13 protein-coding genes are annotated in these 12793 nt (G+C 65.4%); 4 read left to right on the forward strand and 9 right to left on the reverse strand.

The genetic code is table 11. The features are described from left to right. Positions 1–13: 13 nt before the first annotated feature. The 8 genes from GEV02_RS06490 to GEV02_RS06525 form a co-directional block, all read right to left on the reverse strand. On the reverse strand, positions 14–1510 hold the full coding sequence (locus GEV02_RS06490) for a glycoside hydrolase family 3 protein (RefSeq protein WP_152837249.1): 1497 nt from the start codon (positions 1508–1510) through the stop codon (positions 14–16). Continuing rightward, positions 1507–2322 (reverse strand): carbohydrate ABC transporter permease, encoded by an 816-nt coding sequence (locus tag GEV02_RS06495; protein ID WP_152837251.1) that lies wholly within the window; start codon positions 2320–2322, stop codon positions 1507–1509. Before GEV02_RS06495 ends, GEV02_RS06490 begins: the two co-directional genes overlap by 4 nt. Further along, a complete protein-coding gene (locus GEV02_RS06500; RefSeq protein WP_152837253.1) occupies positions 2319–3179 on the reverse strand; it encodes a carbohydrate ABC transporter permease in 861 nt (286 codons plus the stop codon). Before GEV02_RS06500 ends, GEV02_RS06495 begins: the two co-directional genes overlap by 4 nt. Position 3180: 1 nt before the next feature. Then, a complete protein-coding gene (locus tag GEV02_RS06505; RefSeq protein WP_235922682.1) occupies positions 3181–4395 on the reverse strand; it encodes an ABC transporter substrate-binding protein in 1215 nt (404 codons plus the stop codon). 114 nt (positions 4396–4509) lie between these two features. Beyond that, on the reverse strand, positions 4510–5523 hold the full coding sequence (locus tag GEV02_RS06510; RefSeq protein ID WP_152837537.1) for an SIS domain-containing protein: 1014 nt from the start codon (positions 5521–5523) through the stop codon (positions 4510–4512). 5 nt (positions 5524–5528) lie between these two features. Next, entirely contained in the window at positions 5529–6626 is a 1098-nt protein-coding gene (nagA, locus tag GEV02_RS06515; RefSeq protein WP_152837257.1) for an N-acetylglucosamine-6-phosphate deacetylase, read from the reverse strand. Further along, entirely contained in the window at positions 6623–7357 is a 735-nt protein-coding gene (locus GEV02_RS06520) for a GntR family transcriptional regulator (protein ID WP_328595741.1), read from the reverse strand. The genes nagA and GEV02_RS06520 overlap by 4 nt, the downstream gene beginning before the upstream one ends. A gap of 4 nt (positions 7358–7361) precedes the next feature. Continuing rightward, positions 7362–8231, reverse strand: a complete 870-nt coding sequence (locus tag GEV02_RS06525) for a BadF/BadG/BcrA/BcrD ATPase family protein (RefSeq protein WP_152837259.1) — start codon at positions 8229–8231, stop codon at positions 7362–7364. A gap of 279 nt (positions 8232–8510) precedes the next feature. Between GEV02_RS06525 and GEV02_RS06530 the strand changes: the two genes are divergently transcribed. Then, positions 8511–8780 (forward strand): hypothetical protein, encoded by a 270-nt coding sequence (locus GEV02_RS06530; RefSeq protein WP_008446060.1) that lies wholly within the window; start codon positions 8511–8513, stop codon positions 8778–8780. A gap of 90 nt (positions 8781–8870) precedes the next feature. On the opposite strand, the gene GEV02_RS06535 is transcribed toward GEV02_RS06530, so the two are convergent. Continuing rightward, positions 8871–10205, reverse strand: a complete 1335-nt coding sequence (locus GEV02_RS06535) for a head GIN domain-containing protein (protein ID WP_152837261.1) — start codon at positions 10203–10205, stop codon at positions 8871–8873. 201 nt (positions 10206–10406) lie between these two features. Between GEV02_RS06535 and GEV02_RS06540 the strand changes: the two genes are divergently transcribed. Genes GEV02_RS06540 through GEV02_RS06550 form a run of 3 tightly spaced genes read left to right on the forward strand, consistent with a single transcriptional unit; the run spans position 10407 to position 12793 of the window. Continuing rightward, positions 10407–10592 (forward strand): hypothetical protein, encoded by a 186-nt coding sequence (locus GEV02_RS06540; RefSeq protein WP_152837263.1) that lies wholly within the window; start codon positions 10407–10409, stop codon positions 10590–10592. Beyond that, positions 10592–11107, forward strand: a complete 516-nt coding sequence (locus GEV02_RS06545) for a hypothetical protein (protein ID WP_152837264.1) — start codon at positions 10592–10594, stop codon at positions 11105–11107. Before GEV02_RS06540 ends, GEV02_RS06545 begins: the two co-directional genes overlap by 1 nt. An 18-nt stretch (positions 11108–11125) precedes the next feature. Continuing rightward, a complete protein-coding gene (locus GEV02_RS06550; protein ID WP_152837265.1) occupies positions 11126–12793 on the forward strand; it encodes an ExeA family protein in 1668 nt (555 codons plus the stop codon).

A 12793-nucleotide genomic window follows, 5' to 3' on the forward strand; every position in this document is an offset into this window, starting at 1 on the left:
CCTGATTGATTTGTTATGCGAAGCCGGGCACCGGTGCGTTGCCGGTGGCTTCCAGTTCGCCGCTTAGCCAGCCGTTGACCGCGTCCAGCGCCGGCTGGGCGAAGCCGTAGGTCATCAGCGATGGCGACTGGATGTCCAGCGCCTGATACGGATTCCACAGCGCCAGGTGCAGGTCGGGCTTCCACGTGCTGCGCGCGTGCTCGCCGTAGCGCAGGCGCGAGGTCGACGCCAGGATCGTGAAGCGGCCGTCCTGCGGTAAGGCGCTCCAGTCGAAGGTGTCGGCGTCGGCGAAGGTGGTCAGTTCGACGTCGTACAGGCGGCGCAGCGATGCGGCCACTACCTCGGCCGGCACGCCGGCTTCGGACACGCCGTCGCTGACCACGTCCTGGCGCACCACCAGGCGTACTTGCGCGCCGGCGGCCGGACGGGCCGGTGCGCCGTAGGCGGTCAGACTGCGGCGCCAGCCTTCGGCCATCACCACGCGGTCGGCGGCGTCTTCCTTGTACGAGCGCGGCTTGCATGGATAGGCCAGCGCCAGCGACGCCAGGCGGTCCAGGCGTTGCTGGACTTCGGTCATCGGCAGCTCGCCCGAGGCGATGGCGGCGGCGATGGAGTCCAGCGTTTCGTTCTGCGTTTCGGTGGTGCCCAGCGCCATGACCATGTCGGCGCCCGCGACCAGCGCGCGCACGGCGGCGTTGCCCACGCCGTAGCGGCCCGCGATGGCGTGCATGTCCATGCCGTCGGTGATGACGATGCCTTTGTACTGCCATTCCTCGCGCAGCAGGCCGGTGAGGATGCGGCGCGACATGGTGGCTGGATTGTCCGGGTCCAAGGTCGGGTAGACGATGTGCGCGGTCATCATGGCCGGGGCGGCGCCGGAGGCGATGCGGAACGGCGCCAGTTCCAGGCGGTCCAGTTCCTCGACCGGCTTGTTCACGGTCGGCAGGTCACGGTGCGAATCGACGTTGGTGTCGCCGTGGCCGGGGAAGTGCTTGACGCAGCAGGCCACGCCTTCCGCGTGGCTGCCGGCCATCCACGCCATCGCCAGTTCGGCGGCGCGTTGCGGCTCGGCGCCGAAGGAGCGTTCGGCGATCACCGGGTTGTGCGGGTTGTTGTTCAGGTCCAGCACAGGCGCGAAGTTCCAGTTGAAACCCAGCGACTTGACGGCGCGCGCGACGGCGGCGCCGGTGCGGTAGGACAGGTCGGTGTCGTTGGCGGCGCCCAGTCCCATGGCGGCCGGCGGCGCAGGCACCCAGGTGGAGCGCACCACGGCGCCGCCTTCCTGGTCGATGCCGATCAGCGACTCGGGGCCCATGACGGCGCGCAGGTCGGCGGTCAGTTTGCCCAGCTGCTCGGAGTCGGTCATGTTCCCGCGGAACAGGCAGACGGCGCGGATGCCGTTGGCCTTGATGAAATCGGCGGTGGCGGCATCGAGCACGGTGCCGGGGAAGCGGATCATGATCAGCTGGCCGGCGATTTTTCTAAGTTCGTTTTGATTTGGTGTCGTCATTTCACAGCTCCGTCCATGCCACGCATGAAGAATCGTTGAGTAAAGAGGAAGGCTGCCAGCGTGGGCAGGATGGTCAATATGGTGCCGGCGGCGATCACGCGCGTGCTGCTGCCGAAGGTGCCGCGCAAATACAGCACGCCCACCGACAGCGGGAATTCGTCAGGCTTGCTCATCACGATGGAGGGCCAGATGTATTCGTTCCAGGCTTCGACCGCCGTCAGGATGCCGACGGTGGCGAGCCACGGCGCGATCAGCGGCAGCATGATCTTGCTGAAGATGGTCCACTCGGAAGCGCCGTCGACGCGGGCGGCGTCGATCAGGTCCTGCGGCACTTCCTCGAAGGCCTGCTTGAGCAGCAGGATGGCGACCGCCGTCACCACGTTCGGCAGGATCACGCCGGTGTAGGTGTCGACCAAGCTCAGTTTCGTCACGGTGATGAAGTTGACCAGGAAGTTCACTTCCGACGGCAGTACCAGCGTGGCGAGGATCAGGCCGAACACCAGCTTGCGTCCCTTGAAGTGCATGCGCGCCAGCGGGTAGGCGGCGGCCGAGCACAGGGCCAGCTTCCAGAACACGGTGCAGGCGGCGATGAAGACGGAGTTGCGGAAGAAGGACCAGATCGGAATCGCCTTGAACACTTCGATGAAGTTGTCGAACGAGGGCTGGTTCGGCCAGAAGGTCGGCGGGAAGGCGAAGATGTTCCCTTCGGTGGAGATGGCCGTCACCAGCGTCCACCAGAACGGGAATACGCAGACCACCGCGATCGCGCAGAGCAGCAGGTAGTGGAGCAGGGGGCGGGCGATCGTCTTCATCGGTGTTTGGGCTTGATGTAGCGAAGGCAGAGCAGGGCGATGCCGATGCAGAAGATGGACATGACGAAGCTGGCGGCCAATGCGCGCGGCAGCTTCAGGTGCTTGAGGCCCTGGTCGTAGGCGTAGTACAAGCCGGTGAAGGTGGAGTTCATCGGGCCGCCCTGGGTCAGCACGTCCACTTCCTGGTAGGCCTTCAATGCGGCCAGCACGGAGAGGATGGTGCAGACCATGATGGTCGGGCGCAGCATCGGTACGGTGATCCGCCAGAAACGCTGCCAGCGGTTGGCGCCGTCGAGGATGGCGGCTTCCTGCATGTCGGCGGGGACGGCTTGCAGCGCGGCCAGGTACATCACCATGTACCAGCCAAGTCCGCGCCACAGCGTGACGAACATGATGGCGAACAGCGCCAGGCTGTCGTTGGAGAGCCAGCCGACCGGCGCGCCGACCAAGCGCAGCGTCGTCAGCACGTAATTGAGCGCGCCCTGTTCGTGGAACATGAAGCCCCACATGATGCCGACCACCGAGACGGTGGTGACGACCGGGACGTAGAAGGCGGCGCGGAAGTAGCGGATGCCGGGCAGCTGGTTGTTGACCAGTACCGCGAGGCCGAGCGCGCCGATCTGCACGAAGGGCACCATCAGCAGGAAGATCAGCGAGTTTTTCAGGCCGGTGACGAACATCTCGTTGTCGAAGATGTAGCGGAAGTTGTCCAGGCCTACCCAGTGGGTGTCGCGTATCAGGCTGTAGTCGGTGAAGGCGAGGAAGGAGCCGAAGGCCACCGGCCAGAAGGAGAACACGGCCAGCAGCGCCAGCGCAGGGGCGAGGAACAGCCAGGCGGAGAGGTTCACGCGGCTCATCTTAGTGGCTCCGCTGTGCGGCGAGTTTTTTGTTCCAGATCGCGACCGCCTGGTCCAGCGCCTGCTTGACGTCCTGCTTGCCGGTGACGCCGGCTTCGACGGCCTTCACCAGATAGCGGCGCAGTTCATCGTAGTCGGTGATGCCGGCCACGTACAGCGTGTGCGAGTGCGGCATCGAAACGGCGCCCGCAGATACAGCCTTCTCGGCCGCACCGGCGCCCGGCGGGGCGGTCATGAAGAAGGGATCGTTGGCCGCCTGCGCCATCGCCGGATACACGCTGGCCTGTTTGGCGAAGGCCAGCTGGTTGGCGTCGTTGGTCAGGTAGCGGGCGAACTTGCCGACCGCAGGCAGCAGCCTGGCGTCGACGTTTTTCGGCACGGCGAAGTGGATCAGCCAACCGCCGTCGGCGATGCCGGTGGGGCCCAGCGGCGCGGGGGCGACGTCGGTGATGGCGTAGATGTCTTTTGCGTCGCTCTGGATGCGCTTGACGGCCGTCGGTGGCGCCAGCAGCATGCCGAGGCGGCCGCCCTTGTAGGCGTCGATTGCGGCGGGGAAGTTATCTTCGGCGAACAGCGCGTCTTTCAACAGGCCGCCGGCCTTGTAGGTGTCGGCGAGTTTTTTGATCAGCGCGATGTGGGCGGGCGAGTTGAACACCGCCTTGCCGTCCTTGATGACGGCGAGGCCTTGCTGCATCATCAGGCCGTCGATCTTGGACAGCGCGGGACACAGGCCGGCCTTGCCGGTGCGGGCGGCGATCTGGCGCGCGAACAGCAGCTGTTCGTCGAGATCGCGCGGCGCGTGCGGAATGGCGGCGGCTTTGAATATCTGGGTGTTGTAGGCGATGACGGCGACGTTGCTGTACATCGGGAAGCCGTAGGTCTTGCCGCCGAAGGTCAGGTCTTCCAGTGTGCTGGGCAGGTAGCGCGGGCGGGCTTCGCCGAGCAGGGCGTCGACCGGCGCGAGCAGGCCGTCGCGGGCGAATTCGTCGGCCCAGGGCACGTTCAGGTTGACCAATGCGGGCGGGGTGCCGGCGACGATGCGCGTCACCAGTTTGGTCTGGATCACGTCCCATGGAAAATCGACCCACTCGACTTTCACATTCGGATTGCCGGCTTCGTAGTTCTTCACCAGCGTCTCGAAGTAGGGAGTGAATTTGGGCTTCATGCTGAAGGTCCAGAATTCGATTTTTTCAGGCGCCGCGAGGGCAGCAGACATAACCAGCGCCGCCGCCGTCATCCCCGCGAAGGCGGGGATCCATGCTGAGCGTGAACGCTGCTTCAGTATGGATTCCCGCTTTCGCGGGAATGACGGGGTTACTGGCAGCATTGCTTAGTTGGTCTTGGTGACTTTGCTCAGGTGGCGCGGGGCGTCCGGGTCCATGCCGCGTGCCGCCGACAGCTGGGCCGCCATCACGTAGAAGGCCTGGATCGCCACGATAGGATCGAGATCCGGCGTCGCCGCTACCGGCAAGGTCAGGTCGCGGTCGGCCACGTCGGCCGGTGCAGCCAGCAGCACGCGCGCGCCACGGCCGCGCATCTCGGTCGCCAGTTGCAGCAGGCTCGCTTGCGTCGGGCCACGGGTGGCGAAGATCACCAGTGGGTAGCCTTCTTCGATCAGCGCCATCGGGCCGTGCTTGATCTCCGCGCCGCTGAAGGCTTCCGCCTGCAGTGCCGAGGTTTCCTTGAATTTCAACGACGCTTCCAACGCTACAGGGAAGCTGATGCCGCGGCCGACCACCATGATGTTGCGGGCCGGGGCCAGCACTTCCAGCGCCGGCGACCAGTCTTCCTTGGCCGCTGCGCGCAGCGAGTCGGGCAGGGCTTCCAGGCCGGCCAGCAGCTCAGGATCGTTCTGCCATGCGGCGACCAGGCGGGCACCGGCGACCAGGCTGGTGATGAAGCTCTTGGTCGCGGCTACGCTTTGCTCTTTACCGGCGCGCAGCGGAATCGACCACTCGGCGGCATGCGCAAGCGGCGAGTCGATATCGTTGACCAGCGCGATGGTGGTGGCGCCGCCGTCGCGGAAGTATTTGATCGGCTCGACCACGTCCGGGCTCTGGCCCGATTGCGAGATCGAGATCGCCAGCGTGTCGCGGGTGATCAGCGGCGATTTGTTCAGCGTGACCAGCGACATCGGCAGCGAAGCCACCACGCGGCCCAGGCGGGCCATGATCAGGTAGGCGGCGTAGGCGCAGGCGTGGTCGGAGCTGCCGCGCGCGATGGTCAGCGCGGTCGAGAAGGACGTGCTCCTCAATTTGCGGCCCAGCTCCGCGTAACGGTCACCATCGCTGGCCAGCTGGAGGGCTACGCAATCGGCTGCGGACAGGGCTTCTTTCAACATCATTGAGGTCACAACAATTCTCCTTCGATATAGACGGCTTTGAGATTCAGGTCACGGTCGAGCACTACAAAGTCGGCGTAGGCGCCGGGGGCCAGGCGGCCCCGCTCTTGCAGGCCGAGATAGTCGGCCGCATACGTTGAGACCCGTGCCGAGGCGTCCGCCAGATCGAGGCCGAGTCCGACCAGGTTGCGCAGCGCCTGGTCCATGGTGAGGGTGCTGCCGGCCAGCGTGCCGTCGGGCAGGCGCACGCCGCCCATGCACTTCATGACGGTGTGGCGGCCCAGCATGTACTCGCCGTCCGGCATGCCGGTGGCGGCGGTCGAATCGGTCACGCAGTACAGATGCGGGATGCAGCGCAGCGCGGTGCGGATGGCGCCGGGATGCACGTGCAGCAGGTCGGGTATGAATTCGGCATACTGCGCATGGGCCAGCGCGGCGCCGACCATGCCGGGCTCGCGGTGGTGCAGGCCGGTCATGGCGTTGAACAAATGGGTGAAGCCGTGCGCGCCGTGCTCCAGCGCGGCCACGCCGTCCTCGTAGGTGCCGAGGGTGTGGCCGATCTGCACGCGCATGCCGGCGTCCGACAGTTCGCGCACCAGCTCCAGGTGGCCGCCGATTTCCGGCGCCACGGTGATCAGTTTGATCGGCGCGATCGCTTCCAGGCGCTCGACATCGGCCAGCTTGGCGGTGCGCGCGTACGGCGGCTGCGCTCCCAGCTTGCCGGAGTTGATGAACGGGCCTTCCAGGTGCACGCCCAGCACGCGTGCTTCGCCTTTGCCGCGCTGGGCGGCGGCCTTGCCTATGCCTTGCAGCGCCAGGTCGATGTCTTCCGGCGGCGCGGTCATCGTCGTGGCCAGCATGCTGGTGGTGCCGTGCTTCGCGTGGATGGCGGCGATGGTGTGGACGGCGTCGCCGCCTTCCATCACATCCTTGCCGCCGCCGCCGTGCACGTGCAGGTCGATAAAGCCAGGCAGGATATAGACGTCTTCGTTTTTCGACGGGTCGGTGCTGCTGCCGTGGATGGCGGCGATGCGGTCGCTGAACGAGATCTCACCGCGGACCCAGCCCGCCGATGTCAGGATATTGCCTTGGATTGCACTGCTCATCTGCGCGACTCCGCTACGAATTCATAATAATCACTGCGGCAATACGAGTGGGTCAGTTCCACCGCTGCGCCGTTGTCGAGATAACTGACGCGGGTGATGTGTAGCATCGCCGCACCCGCAGGTATGTTGGCCAGGCGCGCTTGCTCGACGCTGGCGTTGACGGCGCGGATGTGCTGCAGCGCGCGCATCGGGATGGTGCCGTTGGCTTCCAGGTAGCCGTACAGCGAATCGGTCACGCTGTGAGGGTTGGGCATGTACTGGGCCGGGATGGTGGTGGTCTCGATCGCCATCACCACGTCGTCGGCGGTGCGCAGGCGCTTCAGGCGCGCCACCGGCATGTTGGGCGACAGGCCGAGCGACAGCAGCTCGACCGGCGAGGCGATGCCGATGTCGCGCTGCAGCCAGCGCGAGCCGGCGGTGAAGCCGCGTTCGCGCAGCTCTTCGGAAAAGCTGGTCAGGCGGGATAAGGGCTGCTCCAGTTTCGGCGTGATGTAGGTGCCGGAGCCGCGCTTGCGGGTCAGCATGCCGCGCTCGCACAGCATGTCGATCGCCTTGCGCGCGGTGACGCGCGAGATGTTGAGCATGTCCGACAGCACGCGCTCGGACGGCAGGGCCTCGTTGGCTCGCCAGTCGCCGGCGGCGATCCCGTCGGACAGCTTGTTCGCCAGCTGCATGTAGAGAGGGGTGTCGCTATCGGCGTCCGGCTTGAAATCGCTCAACTGGGCTAGCACAGGCTTACTCCTTCAGACGTTGTTGGATCAGCCGCAAGGCACCAGCTGCGGAATCGCCTTGCGGCGTGACGATCCGCTTCAACATCGAGACCGGCAGGTAGGGGCGCAACGGCGCCGCCAGTCCGCCGCACAGCGCGATCGGCAGCTTGCCGCCGGCGTCGAGCGCGTTGCCCATCAATTCCACCTGGCGGCCCGCTTCGAGCAGGATGGCGCGCGCGGTGTCGTTCGATTCGCCGTGCTGCAGCACGATGCGCGCCAGTTGCGCATATTGCGTTTGCGTGGCCTTGGCCAGCCAGTTCTGCAGCGCGTCGCGGCCACCGCCGCAGGCTTGCGCCAGGTCGGCGCTGAAGGGGGAGGCCGGCATGCGGCCGTCCAGCACCTGCTGCACGTGGTTGACGGCGCGCAGGCCGATCCAGGCGCCGCCGGCTTCGTCGCCGGCGGGGAAGCCCCAGCCGCCGACTTCGACGTGGACGCCGTCGGCGCGTTTGATTTCGCCGACGCTGCCGGTGCCGAGGGCGATGATGGAGCCCGGCTGGCCGCGATGGGCGCCGAGCACGGTGGTGTGGCCGTCGGTTTCCAGCGCCACGCGGGCGTAGCCGGGATTGGCGGCGACGAATTCGGCCGCCCAGGCGCGGTTGTGCACGCCCGCCAGGCCGAGGCCGATGGCGATCTTGTCCTTGCCGGGCAGTTCCAGGTCGGCGGCGCGGAAGGCCATGGCTGTGGCGTCCTCGACGGAGGCCCAGGCGTTGGCGATGCCGTGCATCAGGCCCGATGGGCCGCTGACGCCTTCGGCCAGTTCTACGCCGTCGGTGCGGGCCAGGCGTACTCGGGTGCCAGTGCCGCCGCCGTCAACGCCGATTAAAAATTCGATCATGATTATCTGAGAATTCCGTGCCGGGATACCCCGTGTTGAGGGGCACTATATGTTTGGCAAACCAGCTTGTCAACAGGTATTTAACTGGTATTATAAAATATTGAAGTGGACTGGCGTTGTCGACTTGGAATGTATTTGTAAGTTGTTGTTTTTATTGCTGATTGATGAATTTTGCGGGAAGTGGTCGGGTGTCGTATTTGCATGCCACTTTGGTCTGCATTTGGTAGGGAACGTGGTCGAGGGAGTACACTATGGCTTTAGTGCACTTTTGAAAGCAAGATGATGAACGATTACTGGGACGACTGGCAGAAGGAGGCGTTGGCTGCCGGCGTGAAGGCGCCGCTGGCCAAGCTGGGGATGGAAGTGATGAAGGCGAACCGCAAGAACCGCTGGCCCAAGCATTTCATCGGGCGGATGGAGGATGGTCCGATGATGCTGGCGATGTGTCTGGAAGAGCCGGATGAGACGGAATTGCTGTTTGTCGAAAACCTGCATCCGTACGACGAGAAACTGATCGCCGCCACCAAGAAGCGCCTCTGCTTCGATTAAACGTTGTCGTTCCCGCGCAGGCGGGAACCCATACCGAGCCGGTTACGGACGCGAAGTATGGATTCCCGCCTGCGCGGGAAGGACGCCGGCTTAGTTGCGCTGGTTCATGCCTTTGCGGTCGTAGGTGATGGCTTTGTTGGCGACGTTCACGGTGGCGTTGCCGGGGCCGCTCACCTTGACGTCGGCCTGGCTGGTCCACAGCTGGCGCGCGTTCAGGTTGCCGGATCCGCTCAGCTGTGCGACCAGGCTGTCAGTCTTGCCTTCGAGCTTGACCTCGCCAGGGCCGTGCATGTTCAGCTTGACGTTCTTGCACGCCGCCGTGGCGTTCAAATCGCCCGAGCCGCTGAGCTCGGCATCAAGCGCGTCGCTGATCTTGTTCAGGAAGATGTTGCCCGGCCCCCGGCTGCGCGTGACGGCACGCTCCACCTGCAGCGCTTGCCCTTCCAGGTCCCCCGAACCACTGACTTCCGCGCTGAGCACGCCCACGCTGCCGGACAGATTCATATTGCCCGGCCCGCTGAGCAGGGCGCGCGCGGTCGGCGCTTGCAGGCCGCGCACCGTCAGGTCGCCCGAGCCGTGCACTTCCGCATCGAATTTCTTGATGGCGCCGGCCAGGCAGGCTTCGCCCGGGCCGCGCAGCATGGCGCTGGCCGCTTCGGTGTTCAGCGAGCACGCTTCCAGGTCGCCCGAGCCCGATACTTCGGCGCGGATTTCCTTGCTGCTGCCGTGCAGCGACACCGAACCCGGCCCGCGCACGGCGGCGTTGATCTTGCCGGCGTGCAGGTCGTCGATGTCGAGGTCGCCCGAGCCGCTGACGGCCAGGTTCACATCCTGCGTCATGCCGCCGGCGTTGACGTCGCCGGGGCCGCTCATCACCAGGTTCAGGCTGGCTGCTTTCAATGTGCGCAGGTCGACGTCGCCGCTGCCGGAGGCGGTGACCGTCAGGTCGCGCACGCTGCCGCTGGCGTGCACGTCGCCCGGTCCTTCCGAGGTCAAGGACAGCTGCTGGCCCTGGAACTGTTGCAGATCAACATCACCGCTGCCGGAGTTGCGCAGGCTCTTCAGGCCGGCCGCGCTGATGCGGATGGTCATCGGCGGCTTGCTGTCCTTGCCCCAGTTGAAGACGAAGTTCCAGCCCTTGGTTTTGTTGCGCGGCTGGCGCACGGTGAGGGTGTCGCCGCTGACCGACGTCTCAATTTCGGCAAACTTGCGGCGCAGGCCGGACAGTTCGATGCTGTTGCCCGGCTGCGAAGTGACGATCACGCGGAACGGGCCGCTGATGGCGATGCTGCTGAAGGCCGCTACGGTGCGGGTTTCGGTGCCGATGGTGTCGTCCTGCTTGCTGTCGGCCCGGGCGGCGACGCTGGCCAGGGATGCCACCATCAGGGCGGAAACCAGCGCGGTATGTTTGATCGTCTGCTTCATTTTTATCTCGATTATGGGAAGTGGCGAGGATTGAACGATAGGGCAAATCCGGGCGGCGGGCGCGCGGAATGGGATGGACGCGCGGAACGGGGGGATCAACTGCAAAAAAACGGTGCTGAACCGTGATTCAACTTCGGTACGCGGCTACCGTTAATGTCATAATGAACGCAAATACGTATTGCCGGGGTCAAAGGAGCGCACATGATCAGGTATATGGGAACCAGAAATACAGGCGACGGCTCGGTGCTGTATATTTTTTTGATTAATGGCTTGCAGAAGGAAATTCGGGAAAGCGCCTTGAAACAATATCCTGGCTGTTACGAAGCCCTTCCGGCCACGGCCAAGGCGCGCATCAGCGCCAACCGGTCCTGGCTGCAAAAATTATAATGCCGTCCTTCCTGTGCATGCTGCGCGGCGCCCTGGCTGCCGCCGCGGCCGCCGCTTGCTGCGCCGCCGGCGCCCAGGCGGTGCCGACCACCTTTGGCACCATCATCGGCAACGGCCTGCTGTGCCGCGACCAGACCGACAACCTGTACTACTACGATTATCTGCTGAAGGCTTTCGGCCCGGCGTACAAGCATGACGGCGGCGCCTACTGGTTCAAGACCGATGGCGCCAACCTGTGGGGCACGGCGATTTCCGAGGTCATGGTCAGCGACGATACCAGCACCTACATCTTCGTCGGCGCCGTGGCCGAGGCCAAGCCGGAGGAACTGGAGCAGGCCATCATTCGCCAGGTTGGCTTGCATTATGCGAGAATCGATAGCTCGGCCTATCCGGTGCGCGAAGCCAAGCCGGCCAGCCGCATCGTGTATTTCGATACCAAATCCAAGATTTACTGCGCCAAGTTCAAGCCCTTGCCGCCGGTGCAGCCGCCGCCGGTACGCCAGCGCTTGAAGTAGCGCTTTGCCAGGGCCTTCATGTACACGCATTTCTTTAATCTGAAGCAGTCGCCGTTTTCCATCGCGCCCGATCCCCGTTACCTGTTCATGAGCGAACGCCATCGCGAGGCGCTGGCGCATCTGCTGTATGGCGTGGGCAGCGGCGGCGGCTTCGTGCTGCTGACCGGCGAGATCGGCGCGGGCAAGACTACCGTGTGCCGCTGTTTCATGGAGCAGATCCCCGAGAACTGCAAGCTGGCCTACATCTTCAATCCCAAGCTGTCGGTGGAGGAGCTGCTGCTGTCGATCTGCGACGAGTTCGGCATCGCGCTGGCGCCGCCGGGTGCGGGGGCGGTCAGCGTCAAGGGTTATGTGGATGCGATCAATGCCTATCTGCTGGCCAGTCACGCGCAGGGGCGCAACAATGTGCTGATTATCGATGAGGCGCAGAATTTGTCGGCGGAAGTGCTGGAGCAGCTGCGCCTGCTGACCAATCTGGAGACCAGCGAGCGCAAGCTGTTGCAGATCATCCTGATCGGCCAGCCGGAGCTGCGGGCGATGGTGGCGCGGCCGGAGCTGGAGCAGCTGGCGCAGCGGGTGATTGCGCGCTACCACCTGGGCTCGCTGAGCGAGGCGGAGACCGGGGCGTATATCGAGCATCGGCTGGCGGTGGCGGGCGCGGCGGCGATTGCGCCGTTTCCGCGTCGGTTGATGGGGCTGGTGCACAGTCTGGCCAAGGGCGTGCCGCGTCGCATCAATCTGCTGTGCGACCGGGCTTTGCTGGGCGCGTACGTGGAGAATCAGCCGCAGGTGACGCGCAACATCCTGCGCAAGGCGGCGGCGGAAGTGTTTGCCCGGCCGGATGCGGTGATCGGCGGGGAGCGCAAGATGGCCCTCGGCGGCGCGCGTTGGCCGCTGGTGGCGGCAGGCGTGCTGGCCGGGGTGGTGCTGAGTGCGGCGGCTTGGCAGTTGGCTGCGCCGGGCTTCAAGCCGGCTGCGCAGGCGGCTACGGCACCGGCGAAGCCGGTGGTCAGCGCGGTTGCTGCTGCGCCGTCGGTTGCAGCGGCGGCGCCTGTGCCTGCGCCTGCCACGGCGGCGGTTGGCGGCAGCGCGGCGGCCTTGCGTCAGTTGGCGGCGATCTGGGGTCTGGCGCTGCCGGACGGCGAGCCTTGTCCGACGGCGGCCCGCTTGAATCTGCGCTGCTTGCAGGTCAGGGGCGGTATCGCCGAATTGCGCCTGCTGGATCGCCCGGCGATGTTGACGCTGCACGACGATCCCATCGCCGCCAACTACGTGCTGCTGACGGCGATGGACGAGCGCAGCGCAACCATCGTCGCGCCCGGCGGCAAGCCGCAGAGTATTAGCCTGGATGCGCTGGCGGCGCGCTTCGGCGGCGAGTTCACGACCTTCTGGCGCGCGCCGCGCAGCTGGCGGGATGAAGTCTCGGGCGGCGATCACGGGCCGGACGTGGACTGGCTGGCGCGGCGGCTGGCGCAAATCTATGGCCTGAAGAAGCCGCAGGACGATCAGCCGCTGAGCGCAGGCCTGCGCGCGCGCCTGACCGATTTCCAGACCGAGCAGCATCTCAAGGCGGACGGCGTGGCCGGTCCGAAAACTTTCATCCGGCTGTATCAGCTGGGCGGCGTGCAGGAGCCGCGTCTGCTGGCCCGCGCGAACGCCGGCAGCATGGCGGGAGCAGGGGAATAA

Source organism: Rugamonas aquatica (genome assembly GCF_009380215.1).
GTDB classification, from domain to species: Bacteria; Pseudomonadota; Gammaproteobacteria; order Burkholderiales; family Burkholderiaceae_D; genus Rugamonas; species Rugamonas aquatica_B.